Source organism: Microbacterium sp. HJ5, from assembly GCF_054824025.1.
This window is the reverse complement of the sequence record NZ_JSYE01000027.1, coordinates 23,196-44,330: the sequence shown is the minus strand read 5'-3', so window position 1 is coordinate 44,330 and position 21,135 is coordinate 23,196. Positions and strand designations below refer to the sequence as shown.

At 70.7% G+C, this 21,135-nt stretch carries 20 protein-coding genes; 18 read left to right on the top strand and 2 right to left on the bottom strand.

Going from position 1 to position 21,135, the window contains the following annotated elements:
- The 10 genes from mltG to OB08_RS12635 form a co-directional block, all read left to right on the top strand.
- The coding region (gene mltG / locus OB08_RS12680; RefSeq protein ID WP_461475261.1) for an endolytic transglycosylase MltG at window positions 1-1,388 on the top strand (1,388 nt) is incomplete at its 5' end.
- Entirely contained in the window at window positions 1,382-2,227 is an 846-nt protein-coding gene (locus OB08_RS12675) for a shikimate dehydrogenase (RefSeq protein WP_461475259.1), read from the top strand. The genes mltG and OB08_RS12675, both read left to right, overlap by 7 nt.
- A 35-nt stretch (window positions 2,228-2,262) precedes the next feature.
- Window positions 2,263-3,492, top strand: coding sequence for a chorismate synthase (aroC, locus tag OB08_RS12670; protein WP_461475257.1), 1,230 nt, complete (start codon window positions 2,263-2,265; stop codon window positions 3,490-3,492).
- Complete coding sequence (locus OB08_RS12665) at window positions 3,476-4,021, top strand: shikimate kinase (RefSeq protein ID WP_461475255.1); 546 nt, start codon at window positions 3,476-3,478, stop codon at window positions 4,019-4,021. Before aroC ends, OB08_RS12665 begins: the two co-directional genes overlap by 17 nt.
- The gene (gene aroB, locus OB08_RS12660; RefSeq protein WP_461475254.1) at window positions 4,018-5,094 is read left to right on the top strand and encodes a 3-dehydroquinate synthase; all 1,077 of its coding nucleotides are present in this window, start codon (window positions 4,018-4,020) and stop codon (window positions 5,092-5,094) included. The genes OB08_RS12665 and aroB overlap by 4 nt, the downstream gene beginning before the upstream one ends.
- Window positions 5,095-5,194: 100 nt before the next feature.
- Entirely contained in the window at window positions 5,195-6,778 is a 1,584-nt protein-coding gene (locus OB08_RS12655) for an MFS transporter (protein ID WP_461475252.1), read from the top strand.
- A 12-nt stretch (window positions 6,779-6,790) separates the two neighbouring features.
- Window positions 6,791-7,246, top strand: a complete 456-nt coding sequence (aroQ, locus tag OB08_RS12650) for a type II 3-dehydroquinate dehydratase (RefSeq protein ID WP_461475250.1) — start codon at window positions 6,791-6,793, stop codon at window positions 7,244-7,246.
- Between the two features lie 101 nt (window positions 7,247-7,347).
- On the top strand, window positions 7,348-7,908 hold the full coding sequence (efp, locus tag OB08_RS12645; RefSeq protein WP_461475248.1) for an elongation factor P: 561 nt from the start codon (window positions 7,348-7,350) through the stop codon (window positions 7,906-7,908).
- Window positions 7,909-7,911: 3 nt separating this feature from the next.
- Window positions 7,912-8,322, top strand: coding sequence for a transcription antitermination factor NusB (nusB, locus tag OB08_RS12640; protein WP_461475246.1), 411 nt, complete (start codon window positions 7,912-7,914; stop codon window positions 8,320-8,322).
- 109 nt (window positions 8,323-8,431) lie between these two features.
- Complete coding sequence (locus OB08_RS12635; RefSeq protein ID WP_461475244.1) at window positions 8,432-10,006, top strand: Rieske 2Fe-2S domain-containing protein; 1,575 nt, start codon at window positions 8,432-8,434, stop codon at window positions 10,004-10,006.
- Window positions 10,007-10,012: 6 nt separating this feature from the next.
- On the opposite strand, the gene OB08_RS12630 is transcribed toward OB08_RS12635, so the two are convergent.
- Both OB08_RS12630 and OB08_RS12625 read right to left on the bottom strand, forming a co-directional pair.
- On the bottom strand, window positions 10,013-11,020 hold the full coding sequence (locus tag OB08_RS12630; RefSeq protein ID WP_461475242.1) for a radical SAM protein: 1,008 nt from the start codon (window positions 11,018-11,020) through the stop codon (window positions 10,013-10,015).
- 22 nt (window positions 11,021-11,042) lie between these two features.
- Window positions 11,043-11,366 (bottom strand): hypothetical protein, encoded by a 324-nt coding sequence (locus OB08_RS12625; RefSeq protein ID WP_461475240.1) that lies wholly within the window; start codon window positions 11,364-11,366, stop codon window positions 11,043-11,045.
- A gap of 175 nt (window positions 11,367-11,541) precedes the next feature.
- On the opposite strand from OB08_RS12625, the gene pyrR reads away from it, so the two are divergent.
- The 8 genes from pyrR to gmk are packed head-to-tail and all read left to right on the top strand — an operon-like array spanning window position 11,542 to window position 21,084.
- Window positions 11,542-12,072: a bifunctional pyr operon transcriptional regulator/uracil phosphoribosyltransferase PyrR gene (gene pyrR, locus OB08_RS12620; RefSeq protein ID WP_461475238.1), complete on the top strand. Its 531-nt coding sequence runs from the start codon at window positions 11,542-11,544 to the stop codon at window positions 12,070-12,072.
- Complete coding sequence (locus OB08_RS12615) at window positions 12,069-13,055, top strand: aspartate carbamoyltransferase catalytic subunit (protein WP_461475236.1); 987 nt, start codon at window positions 12,069-12,071, stop codon at window positions 13,053-13,055. Before pyrR ends, OB08_RS12615 begins: the two co-directional genes overlap by 4 nt.
- A complete protein-coding gene (locus OB08_RS12610; RefSeq protein WP_461475234.1) occupies window positions 13,052-14,398 on the top strand; it encodes a dihydroorotase in 1,347 nt (448 codons plus the stop codon). The genes OB08_RS12615 and OB08_RS12610 overlap by 4 nt, the downstream gene beginning before the upstream one ends.
- A complete protein-coding gene (locus OB08_RS12605; RefSeq protein ID WP_461475232.1) occupies window positions 14,395-14,904 on the top strand; it encodes a PH-like domain-containing protein in 510 nt (169 codons plus the stop codon). The genes OB08_RS12610 and OB08_RS12605 overlap by 4 nt, the downstream gene beginning before the upstream one ends.
- On the top strand, window positions 14,901-16,058 hold the full coding sequence (gene carA / locus OB08_RS12600; RefSeq protein ID WP_461475230.1) for a glutamine-hydrolyzing carbamoyl-phosphate synthase small subunit: 1,158 nt from the start codon (window positions 14,901-14,903) through the stop codon (window positions 16,056-16,058). The genes OB08_RS12605 and carA overlap by 4 nt, the downstream gene beginning before the upstream one ends.
- Window positions 16,051-19,338 carry a carbamoyl-phosphate synthase large subunit gene (gene carB, locus OB08_RS12595; RefSeq protein WP_461475228.1) on the top strand — a complete coding sequence of 1,096 codons (3,288 nt, stop codon included), beginning with the start codon at window positions 16,051-16,053 and terminating at the stop codon, window positions 19,336-19,338. The genes carA and carB overlap by 8 nt, the downstream gene beginning before the upstream one ends.
- The gene (pyrF, locus tag OB08_RS12590) at window positions 19,335-20,195 is read left to right on the top strand and encodes an orotidine-5'-phosphate decarboxylase (RefSeq protein ID WP_461475226.1); all 861 of its coding nucleotides are present in this window, start codon (window positions 19,335-19,337) and stop codon (window positions 20,193-20,195) included. Before carB ends, pyrF begins: the two co-directional genes overlap by 4 nt.
- Entirely contained in the window at window positions 20,188-21,084 is an 897-nt protein-coding gene (gmk, locus tag OB08_RS12585) for a guanylate kinase (protein WP_461475224.1), read from the top strand. The genes pyrF and gmk overlap by 8 nt, the downstream gene beginning before the upstream one ends.
- Window positions 21,085-21,135: the final 51 nt, after the last annotated feature.

Here is a 21,135-nt window from a genome sequence, read left to right as displayed (position 1 = left end):
CGGAGCCCGCGACCGCCCGGTTCTCCACGGTTGACGACTCGCGCCTCCTCGCCCAGCCTCGCCCCTCCGCCTCCCGGCCCGCGCAGGACGAGCCCGTCGAGGACGACAGCTGGATGTTCACCGGCGGCGCGGCGCCCGCGATGCCGTACAGCCGCACCGGCTCCAACCCGCAGGTCGCCGCCGCTGCGACGGCCACCGCGACCGCGACGACCCGGCCGGCCTCGACCGCGACCCTCGAGGACCTCTTCACCGGCGCGAGCTCCACCGACGAGCTCGGCGCACCGCCGCCGCCCAAGAACAAGCGCAAGCGCCGCATCGGCGGCTGGATCGCGCTCGGCGTCGTCCTGCTCATCCTCGGCGGCGTCGCCGCCGGTGGCCTCTACGTCTGGACGACCTACGAGGAGCAGATCCGCGAGGTGATGGGCTGGGAAGAGCCCAAGGACTACGAGGCGGGTCTCGCGAACGGCGAGGCGTACGTCACCATCAAGGACGGCGACACCGGCCAGCCGATCTCGCAGAGCCTCTACGACGCGGGCGTGACGATGACGCCCGACGCGTTCTACGACTACCTCATCGAGAGCGGCCAGAACCCGCCGTTCGTCCCCGGCGTGTTCAAGCTGCAGAAGCAGATGACGTCCGAGGCTGCGCTCACCGCACTGCTCGACCCGGCCAACAAGATGGAGAACACCGCGCAGCTGCGCGAGGGGCTCACCGTCGAGCAGTCGCTGCCGCTCCTCGCGGAGGGCACCGGCATCCCGCTCGAAGAGTTCCAGGCCGCGGTCGCCGACCCGTCGGTGTACGGCGTCGCGGCGGACTCGCTCGAGGGATGGCTGTTCCCGGCGACGTACACGTTCGACCCCGAGGTCACGGCGGCACAGGTCATCCAGACCCTGGTCGACCGCACCGTGCAGTCTCTCGACGCGGCAGGCGTGGCCGTCGACGACCGGCAGCGCGTGCTCACCGTCGCCTCGATCATCGAGCGCGAGGCGCGGTACGAGCAGGACATGCAGAAGGTCGCGACGGTGATCGAGAACCGCCTGAACCCCGACAACCAGGAGACCTTCGGACTCCTGCAGATGGACTCCACAGCGCAGTACGGCTACGGCGAGATGCACGACGGCACGGTGAGCTCGTCGGAGGAGGCGCTCACCGATCCGAACCCCTGGAACACCTACGTGAACCCGGGGCTGCCGGTCGGTCCGATCGCCAATCCCGGCGACGCCGCGATCAAGGCCGTGATGAATCCGTCCGGCGGCGACTGGATGTACTTCGTCACCGTCAACCTCGACACAGGCGAGACCGTGTTCACGACGAATCTGGCGGATCACAACCGCGCGGTCAGCCAGTGGCAGGAGTGGTGTTCGGCTCACCCGGACTCCGGGTGCTGAATCCCCACGCCACGCGGCTGGCGGTATGGGGCGACCCCATCGCTCACAGCCGCTCGCCGCAGCTGCACGCCGCCGCGTACGCCGTGCTCGGGCTCGAGTGGTCCTACGAGCGTCGACGGGTCGACGAGGCAGGCTTCGCGCCGGCCCTCCACGGCCTCGACGCCTCTTGGCGCGGCCTGTCGCTCACGATGCCGCTCAAGGGCGAGGCCTTCGCCGCGGCGCGCGCTCGCGACCGCCGCGCCGAGCTGACCGGCGCCGTCAACACCCTCCTCCTGACCGCGGACGGGCCGCAGGGCTTCAACACCGACGTGGGCGGAATCGTCGCCGCGCTGGCCGACGAGGGCATACGTGCCCTCGACGAGGCTCGCATCCTCGGTGCGGGGGCGACCGCCACCTCGGCGCTCGTCGCCCTGGCGGAACTCGGCGCGCGCCGGGTCGAGGTCGTCGCCCGCCGTCAGCCTGCCGTGAAGCCGCTCGCGGAGCTCGGCTCGAGGCTCGGCGTCGAGGTGACGAGCGCGCCGTTCGAGGCATCCGCTCGCTCTTCCGTGCCCGTCACGATCGCGACGCTTCCGGGCGATGCCGCGGTGCCGGATGCTGCCGCCGACGGGCTGGCCGCGCACGGCGGGCTTCTTCTCGACGTGGTCTACGGGCACTGGCCGACGGCCCTGTCGACCGCATGGGGGCGGGCGGGCGCAGTCGCCGTCTCGGGTCTCGGGATGCTGCTGCATCAGGCCGTCCGGCAGGTGCGCGTCTTCACCGCGGGCGACCCCGAGTCGCCGCTGCCGGACGAGGACGCCGTCGTCGCAGCGATGCGACGAGCGCTCGAGGGCGACCACTGACGTAACGGTCTCCCGTCACGTGGGAGACTGGAGCAATGCTCCGCGTGCTCACGGCCGGCGAATCGCACGGTCCCGAACTCGTCGCCGTCATGGAGGGTCTGCCTTCGGGCGTCCCGATCTCGAGCGTCGCCATCCAAGCCGACCTCGAACGCCGCAAGCTCGGCTACGGCCGCGGCTCGCGCATGAAGTTCGAGCAGGACGAGCTCACGATCTCGTCCGGCGTCGTGCACGGTCGCACGCTGGGCAGCCCGATCGCGCTGCGGATCGGCAACACCGAGTGGCCCAAGTGGGTCGAGGTGATGAACCCCGAGCCGGTGGAGCTCACCGACAAGTCCCGCGGCCGCGGCGCCGCGCTCACGCGCCCCCGGCCCGGGCACGCCGACCTCGTCGGCATGCAGAAGTACGACTTCGACGAGGCTCGTCCGATCCTCGAGCGCGCGAGCGCCCGCGAGACCGCCGCACGCGTCGCGCTCGGCGCCGTCGCCCGCGCGTTCCTCTCGGAGCTCGGCATCCGGCTCGTGAGCCACACGCTGTCGATCGGCCCCGTGCGCGTCCCCGACGACGCGGCGCTCCCGACTCCGGACGACGTCGCCGCGCTCGATGCGGATCCGCTGCGGTGCTTCGACCCCGCGACCAGCGCGCGAATGGTCGCCGAGGTAGATGACGCCCGCAAGGACGGCGACACCCTCGGCGGCATCGTCGAGGTGCTCGCGTACGGCCTGCCGCCGGGCCTCGGCTCGCACGTTCACTGGGACCGTCGCCTCGACGGCAAGCTCGCGCAGGCGCTCATGAGCATCCAGGCGATCAAGGGCGTCGAGGTCGGCGACGGCTTCGTCACGACGACGCGTCGCGGGTCGCAGGCGCACGACGAGCTCTACGCGACCGACGGCGGGATCGCGCGCGCGACCGACAAGGCGGGCGGCACCGAGGGCGGGATGTCCACGGGCACCGTGCTGCGGGTCCGTGCCGGCATGAAGCCCATCGCGACCGTTCCGAAGGCGCTGCGCACCGTCGACGTCGCCACGGGCGACACCGCCTCGGCCCACCACCAGCGCTCCGACGTGTGCGCCGTGCCCGCGGCCGGCGTCGTGGCCGAGGCGATGGTGGCGATCGTGCTGGCCGAGGTCGTGCTCGAGAAGTTCGGCGGCGACAGCGTGACCGAGACCCGGCGCAACCTCGACGGCTACCTGGCGGCGATCCCCGCCACGCTCCGCACCGCGACCGCCAGCGATGCGGCGCTCGCACAGCATGACCTCGCCCTCTGACGCCGTCGTCCTCATCGGCCCGATGGGCGCCGGCAAGACGAGCGTCGGCAAGCGGGTCGCGCGGGCGCTCGAGGTGCCCTTCTACGACACCGACGCGGCCGTCGTGCGCGCTCACGGTCCGATCGAGCAGCTGTTCGCCGAGCACGGCGAGGCCCACTTCCGCGCGCTGGAGCGCGCGGCGGTGGAGGAGGGCCTCGCCGCCGGCGGCGTCGTCTCGCTCGGCGGGGGCGCGGTGCTCGACCCGGCGACGCGCGCGGATCTCGCCTGCCACCGCGTCGTGCTCCTGACGGTGGCCCCGCGGGTCGTGGCGATCCGCGTGCGCGGCTCGAACCGCCCGCTGCTCGAGGGCGGCGAGGACACGCTGACACGGTGGAGCAGAATCTACGAGGAGCGCCGGCCGATCTACGAGGAGCTGGCCGACGCGACGTTCGACACTTCGAACGGGCCGCTCCAGAACGTCGTCGAGAAGATCGTGGCATGGGTGCACGACGAGCCGGCGGAGCCCGCCGAGGACCGAGGAGAAGCATGAGCGACGCGACGACGATCACGGTGAGCGGGGACGCGGCTTACGACATCACCGTCGGGCGCGGCATCCTGTCGGCACTCGGCGAGGCGCTCCCGCCTGCCGCCCGCAAGGTGCTCGTGATCCACCCGCCGACGCTCGCGGCGCAGGCCGAGGCCCTGCGCGACGCGCTCAAGGGCGACCGCGAGGTGCTGCTGGCCGAGATCCCCGACGCGGAGGCAGGCAAGCGCATCGAGGTGGCCGCTTTCTGCTGGCAGGTCATGGGCAAGGCCGACTTCACCCGGACCGATGTCGTGGTCGGGTTCGGCGGCGGCGCGGTCACCGACCTCGCCGGCTTCGTGGCGGCCACGTGGCTCCGCGGGGTCGAGGTCGTGCAGGTGCCGACGACCGTGCTCGGCATGGTCGACGCCGCCGTCGGCGGCAAGACGGGCGTCAACACGGCGGAGGGCAAGAACCTGGTGGGCGCCTTCTGGGCGCCGCGCGCCGTGCTGTGCGACCTCGACCTGCTCGACTCGCTCTCGCGCAACGAGCGCGTCGCCGGCTTCGCCGAGGTCGTCAAGGCCGGTTTCATCTGGGCGCCCGAGATCCTCGAGCTCGTCGAGGCCGACCCCGAGACGGCCACCGATCCGCGCAGCGACGCCTTCCGCCGCTCGATCGAGCTCGCCATCGACATGAAGGCCAAGGTCGTGGGGGAGGACCTCCGCGAAGCGGGGCTGCGCGAGATCCTCAACTACGGGCACACCCTCGGCCACGCCATCGAGCACGCCGAGCGCTACCGCTGGCGGCACGGCGCCGCGATCTCGGTGGGCATGGTGTTCGCCGCCGAGCTCTCGCGACTCGCAGGACGGCTTCCGGATGCCGCTGCCCAGCGTCACCGCGAGATCCTCGACTCCCTCGGCCTGCCGACGACCTACCGGCCGGGCGGGTGGCCGCAGCTGCTGGCGACGATGCAGCGCGACAAGAAGAGCCGCGGCGGGATGCTCCGCTTCATCGTGCTCGACGACATCGCCAAGCCCACGGTGCTGCAGGCTCCCGACGAGTCGCTGCTCTTCGCCGCGTACCAGGAGGTCGCCGGCTGACGCCGGGCGAAATCACCCGCGGAGTGCGACGGACCTTCCGGCAGGATGAGGGCTGGCCGGCGGCACCTCGCCCCGGCCAGGCATCCAGAGGAGGCCGTCGATGGCCGACGCATCCACGAAGCCCGCGCGCGGCGGCGCCGTTCTCGGCACGCTGATCCTCGTCGCTGCGGTGGCGAACCTCCCGCTCGCCGTGGCCAACGTCGCTCTGCCCGACATCGGCGTCGCCTTCGACGCCTCGCAGACACAGCTGAACCTCGTGGCCATCGGCTATTCGCTCGGCCTCGCGGCGTCGGTGCTGTGGCTGGGGGCGGTCGGCGACCGCTACGGGCGACGGCGGATGCTGCTGATCGGCGTGCTGCTGTCGCTCCCGGCGGGCCTCGTGGCGGCGTTCGCCCCGTCGATCGAGATCCTCATCGCCGCACGCATCGTGGGCGGCGTCGCAGCCGGCATGGCATACCCGACGACCCTCGCGCTGATCACGGCGCTGTGGTCGGGTCCGGCCCGGACGAAGTCGATCGCGCTGTGGTCGGCCACGGGCGGCGCGATCTCGGCGCTCGGCCCGCTCACCTCCGGACTGCTGCTCGAGAACCTCTGGTGGGGATCGGTGTTCCTCGTCACCGTCCCGCTCATCGTGGTGGCCGTCCCGCTGACGCTGAAGTTCATCCCCGCGCACGTCAACGAGGCGACCGAGCCCGTCGACAACCTCGGCGGCCTGCTGTCCGTCGTGCTCGTGGGCGCTCTCATCGTGGCGATCAACTTCGCGACCGTGCCCGATTCGACCGTGCTCGTCCTGAGCCTCGCCGGCCTCACCGTCGTCACCCTCATCGCCTTCCTCTGGCGGCAGCGTCGGGCGAAGAATCCGCTGTACGACCTCGAGGTCGCCAAGCGCCCGATCTTCTGGGTCGCCGCGGTCGCGGGCATCATCGTCTTCGGCTCTCTCATGGGGGCGATGTTCATCGGGCAGCAGTTCCTGCAGAACGTCCTCGGCTACTCCACGGTGCAATCCGGCGCGGCCATCCTCCCCGCCGCGATCTTCATGGTGCTGCTCGCGCCGCGCTCGGCGAAGCTGGTCGAGAGCAGGGGAGCCCGGTTCACGATGCTCCTCGGGTACATCCCGGTGCTCCTCGGCTTCGTGACGATGCTGATCCTGTGGCGCGAGGGCTCGAGCTACTGGGCCGTCGCGCTCGGGTATGCACTCGTGGGCGCGGGCGTGGGCCTCGCCGGCACGCCCGCGTCGCGCTCGCTCGCCGGAGCGGTCCCCGTGCGCCGGGCGGGTATGGCCTCGGGCACGGCCGACCTCCAGCGCGATCTCGGCGGCGCGATCATGCAGTCGATCCTCGGGACGCTGCTCACGGCCGGCTACGCCGCGGCGATGGTCTCGCAGATCGGCAGCTCGGCGGATGCGTCGAAGGTCACCTCGAGCATGCAGAGCCAGCTCACCAAGTCCTTCGCGAGCGCGGAGACGGCGGCGAAGCAGTACCCGCAGTACGCCGACGCCATCACCCAGGCCGCCAAGGAGTCGTTCCTCAGCGGCCAGGACTGGGCGTACCTCGCGGGCATCATCGCCGTGCTGATCGGCGCGGCCATCGTCTTCTGGAAGTTCCCGAAGGCGGCCCGCGAGCGCGAGCTGCTCGCCCAGTACCACGCGGAGGACAACGCGGAGCAGGGCGCCGACCAGCGCTGATAGCGTGGCCGCGTGACCGCGCCCCACCGCCTGCTCCTCGTCAACGGCCCGAACCTCAATCTGCTCGGCACCCGCGAGCCGGAGGTCTACGGCACGGAGACGCTCGCGGATGTGGAGGCGCTGGCGACGGCCACCGCCGCGGCGCGCGGGTTCGAGGTGCGCGCGGTGCAGAGCAATCACGAGGGCGTCCTCCTCGACGCGATCCACGACGCCCGCGAGGACTGCGCCGGGATCGTCATCAACCCCGGGGGCCTCACGCACACCTCGGTGGTCCTGCGCGATGCTCTCTCGGGCGTCTCGCTGCCCGTCGCCGAGGTGCACATCTCCGACATCCGCGCGCGTGAGGAGTTCCGTCACCACTCCTACGTCGCCGACGTCGCCATCGTGCACGTCGTGGGCGAGGGGGTGCGCGGCTACGCCACCGCCGTCGAGCGCCTGATCGCCGTGATCACGGGGCAGACGGACTGATGAGCGGATGCCGCGTCGAGGGGTCTCGCCGCGGCATCCCGTAGAATGCACTGTCGGGCCGCGATCGGCCATTTCTCCTCACGAACGGAACCTCCATCCCCATGGCATCCACCGCAGACATCAAGAACGGCGTCGTCCTGAACATCGACGGGCAGCTCTGGAGCGTCGTGGAGTTCCAGCACGTGAAGCCCGGCAAGGGTGGCGCGTTCGTCCGCACGAAGCTCAAGAACGTCCTGTCCGGCAAAGTCGTCGACAAGACCTTCAACGCCGGCGCGAAGATCGAGACCGAGAACGTCGACCGCCGCGACTTCACCTACCTCTACAACGACGGCGAGGGCTTCGTCTTCATGGATGTCGCCGACTACGACCAGATCACCGTGGGCGCCGCCACGGTCGGCGACGCCGCGAACTACCTGCTCGAGAACCAGCAGGTGCAGATCGCGCTCAACAACGGCAACCCGCTCTACATCGAGCTCCCCGCCTCGGTCGTGCTCGAGATCACCTACACCGAGCCGGGCCTGCAGGGCGACCGCTCGTCGGCCGGCACCAAGCCCGCCACCGTCGAGACCGGCTACGAGATCCAGGTGCCGCTGTTCGTCGAGGCGGGCACCAAGGTCAAGGTCGACACGCGCACCGGGGACTACCTCGGCCGCGTCAGCTGACCGTTGAGCGCCCGGAGCAAGGCGCGCAAGCGCGCCCTCGACATCCTCTTCCAGGCCGACGTGCGCGGCGAGGAACTGCCCTCGATGCTCGCCGTCGAGGCGAAGCGCGCGGCGAACGAGCCCGCGCGGGAGTCGTCCTGGCTGTACGCGCGTGAGATCGTCGACGGCGTGATCGACAACCGCGACGCCATCGACGAGCAGATCACGACCTTCGCGAAGGACTGGTCGCTCGCCCGCATGCCGGCGGTCGACCGCGCCGTGCTGCGCATCGGCGTGTGGGAGATCCTCTACAACGACGAGGTGCCCGCCGCCGTCGCGATCGACGAGGCCGTCGAGCTCGCGAAGGAGTTCTCCACCGACGACTCCGGGTCGTTCGTGCACGGCGTGCTGGGGCGCATCGCGCGCTCCTCCTGATCATCCGGCGACGCATCGTGCTCTCGGGCACGGTGCGTCGCCTTTTGCACGGCCGGGTCTGCGGACGTGCCGATACCCCTCTCGTAGACTTGTCGAGGAAGGAGCCAGCATGCGCATCACGGGCCTCGGTCACGCCGGAATGTTCATCGAGACGGCGGGAGGAAGCATCCTCTGCGACCCGGTGATCGGACCCACCTTCTTCGGATCGTGGTTCCCCTTCCCCGACAACCGGGCGCTCGACTGGGCGAAGTACGGCAACGCCGACTTCCTGTACATCTCGCACCGCCACCGCGACCACTTCGACCCGGCGCTCATGGAGCGCCACGTGCCGAAGAGCGTCAGGGTGCTCCTGCCCGACTACCCGACGGACGAGCTCGAGCAGGATCTGCGGAAGCTCGGCTACGACAACATCGTCTATACACAGGCCGGCGTGCCGCTCGAGTTCGGCCCCTTGAAGCTCATGGTCACGCCGCTCCGGGCGCCCAGCGACGGCCCCATCGGCGACTCATCGCTGTCGGTCGACGACGGCACCGCCAGCATCCTCAACCAGAACGACTCGCACCCGCTCGATCTCGAGAAGCTGATGTCGTTCTCGAAACCCGAGGCGTACTTCACGCAGGTCTCGGGCGCCATCTGGTGGCCGATGGTCTACGACCTGCCCCAGGACTCCAAGCAGAACTTCGCCAAGCTCAAGCGCGACGCGCAGAACAAGCGGGCGATGTACTACATCGAGAAGGTCGATGCGGAGCACGTCTTCCCGATGGCCGGCCCACCGATGTTCTTGCGGGAGGAGCTCTTCAAGTACAACGGCTGGGGCCTCGACGACGACGCGATCTTCACCGATCAGCGCCAGTTCCTCACCCACATGGCCGAGATGCGTCCCGACCAGAAGGGCTACGAGTTCGTGCCGGGCACGGTCGTGGAGCTGTCGGGCGGAGAGATCTCCGTGACGCAGACCCTCTACACCGCGGCCGAGATCGACCGGATCTTCGACGACAAGTGGGCCTACCTCGCTGAGCAGCGCGATTCACGCCAGGACGAGATCCGCGCCGAGGAGGCCACGCGCGCCGCCGTGCTGCCGCCCGACGAGATGCTCGCGGCCATCAAGGAGTGGTGGGAGCCGCTGCTGCGCCGCGCGCGGACGATCCGCAACGGTGTCGGAGGCGTCGTGCGGTTCCGCATCGGCGAGCTCGACATGGTCGTCGACTTCCCCAAGGCGAAGGTGCGCGAGTACGCGGGGGAGGAGTGCATCTACTGGTACACGATCCCCGCCGACCTCGTCTCGACGAACATCGCAGACCACGAGATCGACTGGTCGAACTCGATCTTCCTGTCGATGCAGTTCGAGGTGGGGCGCAGCGGCAAGTTCAACGAGTTCCTCACGACGTTCCTCAAGTGCCTGTCGCGCGACCGCATCGAATACGTCGAGAACTGGTACGCCGAGCAGACCGACCAGACCGAGGACGCCCGGCTGGGGGACTGGATTGTGCAGCGCCGCTGCCCGCACCTGCGCGCGGATCTGACCAAGACCGGCAAGATCGAGGACGGCGTGCTGACGTGCTCGCTCCACGACTGGAAGTGGGACCTCGCGTCGGGGCGGTGCCTCACGAGCCAGGGGCACCCGATCCGCGCCAGCCTCGTCGAGGCCGACGCCGACAGCGACGCCGAGGCGCCTGCGGCCTGACAGCCGTCACACCGGGGTGAGCCCCAGGTTGCGCGCCCCCACGGATCGCGCCGCTGCGTGCCGGACCTCTTCGTACCAGTTGAAGAACGGGCGCCGCTCGCCCAGGATGCGGTCGCGCACCGCGGCGCACAGGTCGACGAACGGGCGCTCGTCCCACGCGCCCGCCAGTTCGGCGAGCCGGCGATCCGCGAGCGATCCGAGCGCGAACCTCCGCGCGAAGCCATAGGTCATCGGCACGACGGTGCCGTCGGTCTCGATGACGAGGGGGGAGAGCCAGTCTCCGAGTCGTCCACGCGGGGCGCTCGGTGCGGGCATCGCGAGCGCCGCGATGTCGGCTGCGCGGGCCACGTCGACGTGCACCTTCACTCCGTCCTGCATGGCCGACTGCATGAGCCCCTCGAACATCGCGAAGCCGAGCTCCTTCTCGTCGGGCACCGCGCCCGCGAGGTTGTGCCGGGCCGCGCCCACCGGCTCGAGCGGATGGACCTGCACCAGTGCCGCCCCGAAACGGGCCGCGAGGGCCACGACGAACTCCACCTCGTCGACATTCGACTGCGTGAGCGTCGTGATGAAGCCGAACGGGATGCCCGAGCGCGCCACGTGGGGGAGGCGGCTCTGGAGCTTCGCGAAGGCACCCGCGCTGTTGCGCATCACGTCGTGCGTCTCGGGACGGCCGTCGACCGAGATCGCCATCACGTCCACGCGACCGGCGAGCTCGCCGAGCCGCCGCTCCGACAGGAGCAGGCCGTTGGTCGTGACCGTCGTGCGCATGCCGAGGGCGCGCGCGTGGTCGAGGAGCTCGAGGAGCGGGCGGTAGAGCAGCGGCTCTCCGCCCGACACGCTGAGCACGCTGTATCCGAGGGCGACGGCATCGTCGAGCGCCCCCGCGAGCTGCTCGATCGGCGTCGTGGCGTCGACACGCGGGCCCGACGACGAGTAGCAGTGCAGGCACGTCAGATTGCAGCGCCGTGTCGGGTGCACCTGCACGATGCCCCGGTCCGCTGTCAGTCGCATGATGACCGCCGCCCTCGGGTGCTCAGCGCTGGCCGACGACGATCTCGACGTTGAAGATCTCCGGCCAGGGAATCCCCTTCGGGAAGAGCCGGATCTGCGAAAGCGGGACCTCCTTGAGCGTGCCCAGCATCCGCACCACGGCCTTCGCGGCCTCGTCCTCGCCGCTGACGGAGAACCCGGCGCGGAGGTAGTCCGGATGCACGATGCCCTTGATGAACACGTCGTGGATGTCGAACGGCTCGAGCGAGTCCGACAGGCGGCTCACGAGCTCGTCGCCGAACTCCATGCCGCGGTTCTTGTATGCGTCGATCAGTCGCGCCGATCCACGCTCGGATGAATACTCCATGCCCTGCACCTTTCCCCGTGTGATGCCCCGAGGGGCCTTGCCGCTATCGAGGGGACCGGTCGGAGCCCTGATACGCCCCGTCATCAGGAACCGGCGGAGCAGCGCCGCTGGTAGGCTGTCGGGGAACCACAGCAACCTTTAACCCCGTCCTGTGAGGCGGAGAAGGGAGCGGCGGATGAGCACACGCACCGTGCTGCACCAGGCCGACATCGCCCGGGCCCTGACTCGGATCTCGCACGAGATCCTCGAGTCCAACAGGGGCCCCGAGAATCTGGTCCTCCTGGGCATTCCCACTCGAGGCGTGACCCTCGCCCACCGGATCGCCGCGCTCGTCGAGGAGTTCGGCGGCGCGCCCGTGCCCGTCGGCGCGCTCGACGTCACGATGTACCGCGACGACCTCCACCGCAACCCGACGCGGGCGCCGCAGCCGACGCAGATCCCGCCCGGCGGGATCGACGGACGCGTCGTCGTGCTCGTCGACGACGTGCTCTTCTCCGGCCGCAGCATCCGCGCCGCCCTCGACGCCCTCCAGGACATCGGGCGCCCCACCGCCGTGCGGCTCGCGACCCTCGTCGACCGCGGCCACCGCGAACTGCCCATCCGCCCCGACTTCGTCGGCAAGAACCTGCCCAGCTCCCGCGAGGAGCGGGTGAACGTGCGCCTGGCCGAGACCGACGGGCGCGAGGAGGTGACGATCGAGTCATGAGGCACCTGCTCGACACGAAGACGCTGTCCCGCGCGGACGCGCTGCGCATCCTCGACGTCGCCGAGGACATGGCGGCCACCCAGCAGCGCGAGGTCAAGAAGCTCCCGACGCTCCGCGGCAAGACCGTCGTGAACCTGTTCTTCGAGGACTCGACCCGCACCCGCATCTCGTTCGAAGCCGCGGCGAAGCGGCTGAGCGCCGACGTCATCAACTTCTCCGCCAAGGGCTCCAGCGTGTCGAAGGGGGAGTCGCTGCAGGACACCGCGCAGACCCTCCAGGCGATGGGCGCCGACGCCGTGGTCATCCGTCACGGGGCCTCCGGCGCGCCGCGCACGCTCGCGACCAGCGGCTGGATCACGGCCGGCGTCGTCAACGCCGGCGACGGCACGCACGAGCATCCGACCCAGGCGCTGCTCGACGCGTACACGATCCGCAAGCGCCGGTTCGGCGGCGACAGCCGCGGCCGCGACCTCGCAGGCGTGAAGGTCACTGTCGTGGGGGACATCCTGCACTCGCGCGTGGCGCGGTCGAACGTGTGGCTGCTGGACACCCTCGGCGCGGACGTCACGCTCGTGGCCCCGCCCACCCTGGTGCCGCAGGACGTCTCGGCCTGGCCGGCGCGCGTCGTGTACGACCTCGATGAGGCCATCGCCGACGGGCCCGACGCCCTCATGATGCTCCGCATCCAGCTCGAGCGCATGAACGCCGCCTATTTCCCCACTGAACGGGAGTATTCCCGACGCTGGGGCCTCGACGCGCGACGGCTGGACGCCCTCGGTGCCGATAGCATTGTCATGCACCCCGGACCGATGAACCGGGGTCTCGAGATCTCCGCAGAAGCCGCGGACTCGCCGCGCTCGACCGTCCTCGAGCAGGTGACCAACGGCGTCTCGGTGCGCATGGCGGCGCTCTACCTGCTTCTGGCGGGTGCGGAGGCCGGCGACGATCCCCGAACGGGCGCAGAGAAGGAGACCACACGATGAGCGTGTCCCGTCACGCCGCGAGCGGCGGCCCGACGACCGAGACCCTGCTGTTCCGCGGGGCGCTGGTCGAAGGGTCCGGCGCTGCCGACATCCTCGTCGCCGACGGGGTCATCGCCGAGATCGGCTCGGGAGTGAGCCGCGCCGGCGCGACGGTCATCGACGTCGACGGCCTCATCGCACTGCCCGGCCTGGTCGATCTGCACACGCACCTGCGCGAGCCCGGGTACGAGGCATCCGAGACCATCCTCACCGGCTCGCGCGCCGCAGCCGCGGGCGGCTACACCGCCGTCTTCGCGATGCCCAACACGTCGCCCGTCGCCGACACCGCGGGCGTCGTCGATCAGGAGCTCGCACTGGGCGAGGCCGCCGGCTTCGTGACGGTGCAGCCCATCGGCGCGGTCACGGTCGGCCAGAAGGGCGAGCGCCTGGCCGAGCTCGGCGCGATGGCCGACTCGCGTGCCCGGGTCCGGGTCTTCAGCGACGACGGCTTCTGCGTGTGGGATCCGCTGATCATGCGGCGCGCGCTCGAGTACGTCAAGGCGTTCGACGGCGTGATCGCCCAGCACGCGCAGGACCCGCGCCTCACCGAAGGCGCCCAGATGAACGAGGGCGCCGTATCGGCCGAACTCGGGCTGGCGGGCTGGCCGGCCGTCGCCGAGGAGTCGATCATCGCGCGCGACGTGCTGCTGGCCGAGCACGTCGGCTCACGCCTGCACGTGTGCCACCTCTCCACCGCGGGCTCGGTCGACATCATCCGCTGGGCGAAGCGCCGCGGCGTCGACGTCACCGCCGAGGTCACCCCGCACCACCTCCTCCTGACGGATGAGCTCGTGCGCGACTACGACGCGCGGTTCAAGGTCAATCCGCCGCTGCGTCGCGAAGAAGACGTGCTGGCCGTGCGCGAGGGCCTCGCCGACGGCACGATCGACATCGTCGCGACCGATCACGCCCCGCACCCCGCCGAGGCCAAGGCGTGCGAGTGGCACGCCGCCGCGAACGGCATGGTGGGGCTCGAGAGCGCCCTGCGCGTCGTTCACCAGGCGATGGTCGACACGGGTCTGCTGACATGGGGCGACGTGGCCAGGGTGATGTCGCGCGAACCGGCGCGCATCGGCCGTCTCGGCGGCCACGGCACGCCGCTCACCGCGGGGCAGCCGGCCTCGGTCGCGTTCTACGATGCGGCACCCCTGCGCACGTTCTCGACCGCCGACCTGCGGGGTCGCAGCGTGAACTCGCCCTATCTGGGTCGCGAGCTTCCCGGCGAGGTGCGGTGGACGCTGCACGGCGGCGTCGCCACGGTCGCCGACGGCGAAGTCCTCGACGCACCCGGAGCGCGCGCATGACCCAGCAGGCGGCCATCACCATCATGATCGTCGCTGCGCTCTCCCTCATCGCGCTGGGCGTGTGGGCGTGGGCGAGGCGCTCCCGTCGGGATCGCGGAATCCAGGCACCGGTCGGCGAGGCACCCGCGGGCGCGACGACGACCGCCGTCTTCCCGGTGCTGTACGTCGCGACGACCCGCGGGGGCGAGCCGCTCGAGCGCCTCGCGATCCGCGGCCTCGCGTACCGCTCGCGCGCCGACCTCACCGTGACCGATGCGGGACTCGCGCTCGACCTGACCGGTCAGCCGCGCGTCTTCCTGGCATCCGCGCGCATCGCCGACGTCGACCAGTCGACGGTGACCATCGACCGGGTCGTCGAGCGCGACGGCCTCGTGCGCCTCTCGTGGCGCCTCGACGACGGCACCGTCGTCGACACCTATCTCCGCCCGCAGGAGGCGTCGGCGCGCGCTGTCGCCGACGCGGTCTCGGGCCTGCTCACCCCCACCCAGACGGGAACCGACGCATGACCTCCCTGTTCCAGTCCGATCCCGCCGTCCTCGTCCTCGAGGACGGCACCCGCCACGTCGGGCGCGCGTACGGCGCACTCGGCACGACCCTCGGCGAAGTCGTCTTCGCGACCGGCATGACCGGTTACCAGGAGACGCTCACCGACCCTTCATACGCGGGCCAGATCGTGCTCCAGACCGCGCCGCACATCGGCAACACGGGCATGAACGGGGAAGACCCCGAGTCCCGCCGCATCTGGGTGTCGGGCTACATCGTCCGCGATCCCTCCCGCGTCGTGTCGAACTGGCGTGCGGACGAGTCGCTCGACGACGCCCTCGTGAACGACGGCGTGATCGGCATCAGCGGCATCGACACCCGCGCCGTGACGCGTCACATCCGGTCGGCCGGCAGCATGCGGGGCGGCATCTTCTCGGGCGAGGCCGCCTCGCTCGACGCCGATCGACAGCTCGAGCTGGTCCGCGAGGCGCCGCAGATGGCCGGCCGGAACCTGTCGTCCCAGGTGTCGGTGTCCGCCGCCGAGGTCACCGCGGCGACGGGGGAGCGCATCGGCAATCTCGCCGTGCTCGACCTCGGCGTGAAGCAGGCGACCGTCGACAACCTCGCCGCGCGCGGATTCGACGTGCACGTGCTCCCGCAGGACGTCACGATCGACGACATCCGCGCCATCGACCCGGTCGCCGTCTTCTACTCCAACGGCCCCGGCGACCCCGCGGCATCCGGTGACCATGTCGAGCTCCTCCGGGGCGTGCTCGACGACGGGCTCCCGTTCTTCGGCATCTGCTTCGGCAACCAGCTCCTGGGCCGCGCGCTCGGCCTCGGCACGTTCAAGCTGCCGTTCGGCCATCGCGGCATCAATCAGCCGGTGCTCGACAAGGCGACCGGCCGCGTCGAGATCACCGCGCACAACCACGGCTTCGCGGTCGATGCGCCCATCGAGGGGTCGTTCGACAGCCCGAGCGGCTACGGCAAGGTCGAGGTCAGCCACGTCGGCCTCAACGACAACGTGGTCGAGGGCCTGCGCGCCCTCGACATCCCGGCGTTCTCGGTGCAGTACCACCCCGAGGCGGCCGCCGGGCCCCACGACGCCAACTACCTGTTCGACCGCTTCCGCGACCTGGTCGTCGCGAACCTGGAGACCAAGAAGAATGCCTAAGCGCGACGACATCAACTCGGTCCTCGTCATCGGGTCCGGCCCGATCGTGATCGGCCAGGCGTGCGAGTTCGACTACTCGGGCACGCAGGCCTGCCGCGTGCTCCGCGAGGAGGGCGTGCGCGTCATCCTCGTCAACTCCAACCCGGCCACGATCATGACCGACCCGGACTTCGCGGACGCGACCTACATCGAGCCGATCAACTGGCGCGTGATCGAGACGATCATCGCCAAGGAGAAGCCCGAAGCGATCCTCCCGACCCTCGGCGGTCAGACGGCGCTCAACGCCGCGATCGACCTGCACAAGAACGGCATCCTCGAGAGGTACGACGTCGAGCTCATCGGCGCCGACTTCGAGGCGATCAACAAGGGCGAGGACCGCCAGATCTTCAAGCAGCTGGTGCTGGATGCCGGCGCCGACGTCGCGGCATCCGTCATCTGCCACTCGATGGACGAACTGCTGGCGGGCGCCGAGAAGCTGGGCTACCCGCTCGTCGTGCGTCCTTCCTTCACCATGGGCGGACTCGGATCGGGGTTCGCATACGACGAGGCGGACCTCCGTCGCATCGGCGGCGCGGGCCTGCACGACTCGCCCACGAGCGAGGTTCTGCTCGAGGAGTCGATCCTCGGCTGGAAGGAGTACGAGCTCGAACTCATGCGCGACACGGCCGACAACACCGTCGTCGTGTGCTCGATCGAGAACGTCGACCCCGTCGGCGTCCACACGGGCGACTCCATCACCGTCGCCCCGGCCCTCACGCTCACCGACCGCGAGTACCAGCGGCTCCGCGACATCGGCATCGACATCATCCGCGCGGTGGGCGTCGACACGGGCGGCTGCAACATCCAGTTCGCCGTCGACCCTGCCACCGGGCGCATCATCGTCATCGAGATGAACCCCCGCGTGTCGCGCTCGTCGGCCCTGGCGTCGAAGGCGACCGGCTTCCCGATCGCGAAGATCGCCGCCAAGCTCGCGATCGGCTACCGCCTCGACGAGATCCCGAACGACATCACGAAGGTCACGCCGGCGAGCTTCGAGCCGACGCTCGACTACGTCGTCGTCAAGGTGCCCCGCTTCAACTTCGAGAAGTTCCCCGCGGCCGACACCACTCTCACCACGACCATGAAGTCGGTCGGCGAGGCGATGGCGATCGGCCGCAACTACGCCACCGCGCTGCAGAAGGCGCTGCGCTCGCTCGAGAAGCGCGGCTCGAGCTTCCACTGGGGCGACGAGTCCCGCTCGGCGGAGCAGCTGCTCGAGGTCGCGAAAACCCCGACCGACGGCCGCATCGTCGTGCTGCAGCAGGCGCTGCGCAAGGGCGCGAGCGTCGAGCAGGCCTTCGAGGCGACCAAGATCGACCCCTGGTTCCTCGACCAGATCGTCCTGATCAACGAGGTCGCCGACTTCGTGGCGAAGGCGCAGGAACTGGATGCCGGGACCCTGCGCGTCGCGAAGGAGCACGGCTTCAGCGACGCCCAGATCGCGCAGCTGCGCGGCGACAGCGAGCCGTCGGTGCGCGGCATCCGTCACGCTCTCGGTCTGCGTCCGGTCTACAAGACCGTCGACACCTGCGCGGGGGAGTTCCCCGCACTGACTCCGTACCACTACTCGAGCTACGACTTCGAGACCGAGGTCACGCCCTCGGAGCGCACGAAGGTCGTCATCATCGGGTCGGGCCCCAACCGCATCGGCCAGGGCGTCGAGTTCGACTACTCGTGCGTGCACGCGTCGTTCGCCCTCGCCGACGCCGGCTACGAGACGGTGATGGTCAACTGCAACCCCGAGACCGTGTCGACCGACTACGACACGTCCGACCGTCTGTACTTCGAGCCGCTCACGCTCGAAGACGTGCTCGAGGTGCTGCACGCCGAATCGCGTTCGGGCAGGATCCTCGGCGTGATCTGCCAGCTCGGCGGCCAGACCCCACTGGGTCTCGCGAAGGGCATCGAAGAGGCCGGGTACACGATCCTCGGCACGAAGCCCGCCGCCATCGACCTGGCAGAGGAGCGCGAACTGTTCTCGCGCCTGCTCGACGACGCGGGCCTCGTCGCACCGCGCAACGGCACGGCGATCGACGTCGAGGGCGCCGTCGCGGTGGCCGAGGAGATCGGCTACCCGGTCCTCGTGCGCCCGAGCTTCGTGCTCGGCGGCCGCGGCATGGAGATCGTGTACTCGACCGAGGCCCTGCGCGACTACTTCGTGCGCGTCGCGGGCGAGGCGATCATCGGCCCGGGCCTCCCGCTGCTGGTCGACCGCTTCCTCGACGACGCGATCGAGCTCGACGTCGACGCCCTGTACGACGGCGACGAGCTGTACATCGGCGGCGTGATGGAGCACCTCGAGGAGGCGGGCATCCACTCCGGCGACTCGAGCTGCACGCTGCCTCCCGTGAGCCTCGGCCGCACCGACATCGACCGTGTCCGGGTCGCGACGCAGGCGATCGCCGAGGGCGTGGGCGTGCGGGGCCTCCTCAACGTGCAGTTCGCCATCTCGGCCGGAGTGCTCTACGTCATCGAGGCGAACCCGCGTGCGAGCCGCACCGTTCCGTTCGTGTCGAAGGCGCTCGGCATCCCGCTCGCCAAGGCCGCGTCGCGCATCATGGCCGGTGCGACCATCGCCGAGCTCAAGGCCGAGGGGCTGCTCCCCGAGCAGGACGGCTCACGCGTGCCGCTCGACGCGCCGGTCGCCGTCAAGGAGGCCGTGCTGCCCTTCAAGCGCTTCCGCACCGCCGACGGTCAGACGGTCGACTCGGTCCTCGGCCCGGAGATGCGCTCCACGGGCGAGGTCATGGGGATCGACCGCGACTTCCCGACCGCGTTCGCCAAGTCGCAGGAGGCCGCCTACGGCGGCATGCCGCTCGAGGGCACGGTCTTCATCTCGGTCGCCGACAGCGACAAGCGCGCCGTGATCCTGCCCGCCCACCGCCTGCAGGAGCTCGGCTTCGATCTCGTCGCGACGGAGGGAACCGCCGAGATCCTCTCGCGCAACGGCATCGACGTGCGCGTGGTCGGCAAGTTCTCCGAGACCCAGGAGACCGGGGCGACGAACATCGTCGACCTCATCAACGCGGGCGAGATCGACATCGTGGTCAACACCCCGTCGGGCGGCAGCGCCCGCGCGGACGGCTACGAGATCCGGGCGGCGGCCGTCGCCGGCGACAAGGCGCTCTTCACGACCATGGCCGTGCTCGGCGCCGCCGTGAGCGCGCTGCCCGTCCTGCGCGAGGGCTTCGACGTCAAGAGCCTCCAGGAGTACGCGGCCGACCGGGCGGTGGGCGCGTGACCTCGTTCGGCTCGCGCCTGCGGGCGGCGCTCGACGCCCGCGGCCCCCTCTGCGTGGGCATCGATCCCCACGGCTCGCTCCTCGAGGAGTGGGGACTGGATGCCTCGGCCGCCGGTGCTCGCGAGTTCGGCCTTCGCGTGGTCGACGCCGCCGCGGGAAGGGTCGGCGTCGTCAAACCCCAGGTCGCGTTCTTCGAGCGGTTCGGATCCGCGGGCTTCGCGGCCCTCGAGGACGTCCTCGTCGCGGCGCGCGAGGCGGGTCTCGTCGTGATCGCCGACGCCAAGCGCGGAGACATCGGCTCGACGATGGACGGCTACGCCGAGGCGTGGCTCACCCCGGGGTCGCCGCTCGAGGCGGACGCCGTCACCCTCAGCCCCTACCTCGGCGCCGAGTCGCTGCGGGCGACGCTGGCCACAGCGGTCCGCCACGGCAAGGGCGCGTTCGTCCTCGCCGCCACCAGCAACCCGGAGGCCTTCGCCCTTCAGAGCGCGCAGGTGGTCGACGTCGAGGCGGCCGACGGCCAGACCGTCGCCGGCCGCGTCGCGCGCGACATCGCGTGGGTGAACGGCTCGGCCGCCTTCTCGGGCGAGCTCGGGCCCATCGGTCTCGTCGTGGGCGCCACCGTCGACCGCGAGGCGGTCGGTCTCGACGACGACGCGCTGCGCGGCGCTCCGATCCTCGCGCCCGGCTTCGGTGCGCAGGGCGCTCAGCCGGCTGATCTTCCGTCGCTCTTCGGCGGTGTGGCGGCGAACGTCGTCGCCTCCGAGAGCCGCTCGATCCTCTCGGCGGGTCCCGGCGGGGTGGCGGCGCGCATCGCCGAACGGTCGGCGCTCTACGCGAAGAGTGCCGATGTCTGACGCGCGCAGGCCCCCCGAGGTCGACCGGGTCGCGGCATCCCGTCGCGCCGTCGCCGCACGCCGTGAGCGCGCCGCCCTCAAGAAGGACGTCGCGATGCGGGTCATCACTCCCCAGGAGCTGCTGCGACGTGCTCTCGCCGAGCCCGAGTCGGCCGCCGGCGCCATGCGGGTCACGGAGTTCCTCACATCGATCCCCGCGATCGGCGAGGGCAAGCGCGATCGCATCCTCCAGGACCTCGAGATCTCGCCCGTCAAGCGCCTCGGCGGTCTCGGCACGCGTCAGCGCGCGTCGCTGCGCCGCTTCCTCGACGACCGATGGCCGGAGCTCGCGCCGCGGGGCGGCCGGAGCCGGCTCGTCGTGCTGGCGGGCCCCACGGCCGTGGGCAAGGGGACGGTGGCCGCGCACATCAAGGAGCACCACCCTGAGATCCACCTCTCGGTGTCGGCGACCACGCGCGCTCCGCGGCCGGGTGAGATCGACGGCGAGCATTACTTCTTCGTCGACGACGCCGAGTTCGACCGTCTCGTCGCGGACGGCGAGCTCCTCGAGCACGCGACCGTCCACAACGCGTACCGGTACGGAACGCCGCGCAAGCCCATCGAGCGGGTCCTGGCCGACGGCCGCACCGCCCTTCTCGAGATCGACCTCCAGGGTGCTCGCCAGGTGCGGGCCGCGGATCCTTCCGCGACGCTCGTCTTCCTCCTGCCGCCGAGCTGGGACGAGCTCGTGCAGCGGCTGGTCGGCCGCGGCACCGAAGGCGACGAGGAGCGCAGCCGCCGGCTGCGCACCGCCAAGACCGAGCTCGCGTCGCAGGGCGAGTTCGACTTCCGCGTCGTGAACGACGATGTCGCCCGCGCCGCCGACGAGGTGGCGGGCCTTGCGCGCTGATCGGCGCCCGCTGAAGTAGAATGACAGGATGCCTCGGCATGTCCGGGGCCC

Coding starts and splice junctions, on each gene's coding strand:
- aroC (WP_461475257.1), top strand. CDS start 2,263: ATGCTCCGCGTGCTCACGGCCGGCGAATCGCACGGTCCCGAACTCGTC.
- OB08_RS12665 (WP_461475255.1), top strand. CDS start 3,476: ATGACCTCGCCCTCTGACGCCGTCGTCCTCATCGGCCCGATGGGCGCC.
- aroB (WP_461475254.1), top strand. CDS start 4,018: ATGAGCGACGCGACGACGATCACGGTGAGCGGGGACGCGGCTTACGAC.
- OB08_RS12655 (WP_461475252.1), top strand. CDS start 5,195: ATGGCCGACGCATCCACGAAGCCCGCGCGCGGCGGCGCCGTTCTCGGC.
- efp (WP_461475248.1), top strand. CDS start 7,348: ATGGCATCCACCGCAGACATCAAGAACGGCGTCGTCCTGAACATCGAC.
- OB08_RS12635 (WP_461475244.1), top strand. CDS start 8,432: ATGCGCATCACGGGCCTCGGTCACGCCGGAATGTTCATCGAGACGGCG.
- OB08_RS12630 (WP_461475242.1), bottom strand. CDS start 11,020: ATGCGACTGACAGCGGACCGGGGCATCGTGCAGGTGCACCCGACACGG.
- OB08_RS12625 (WP_461475240.1), bottom strand. CDS start 11,366: ATGGAGTATTCATCCGAGCGTGGATCGGCGCGACTGATCGACGCATAC.
- pyrR (WP_461475238.1), top strand. CDS start 11,542: ATGAGCACACGCACCGTGCTGCACCAGGCCGACATCGCCCGGGCCCTG.
- OB08_RS12615 (WP_461475236.1), top strand. CDS start 12,069: ATGAGGCACCTGCTCGACACGAAGACGCTGTCCCGCGCGGACGCGCTG.
- OB08_RS12610 (WP_461475234.1), top strand. CDS start 13,052: ATGAGCGTGTCCCGTCACGCCGCGAGCGGCGGCCCGACGACCGAGACC.
- OB08_RS12605 (WP_461475232.1), top strand. CDS start 14,395: ATGACCCAGCAGGCGGCCATCACCATCATGATCGTCGCTGCGCTCTCC.
- carA (WP_461475230.1), top strand. CDS start 14,901: ATGACCTCCCTGTTCCAGTCCGATCCCGCCGTCCTCGTCCTCGAGGAC.
- carB (WP_461475228.1), top strand. CDS start 16,051: ATGCCTAAGCGCGACGACATCAACTCGGTCCTCGTCATCGGGTCCGGC.
- gmk (WP_461475224.1), top strand. CDS start 20,188: ATGTCTGACGCGCGCAGGCCCCCCGAGGTCGACCGGGTCGCGGCATCC.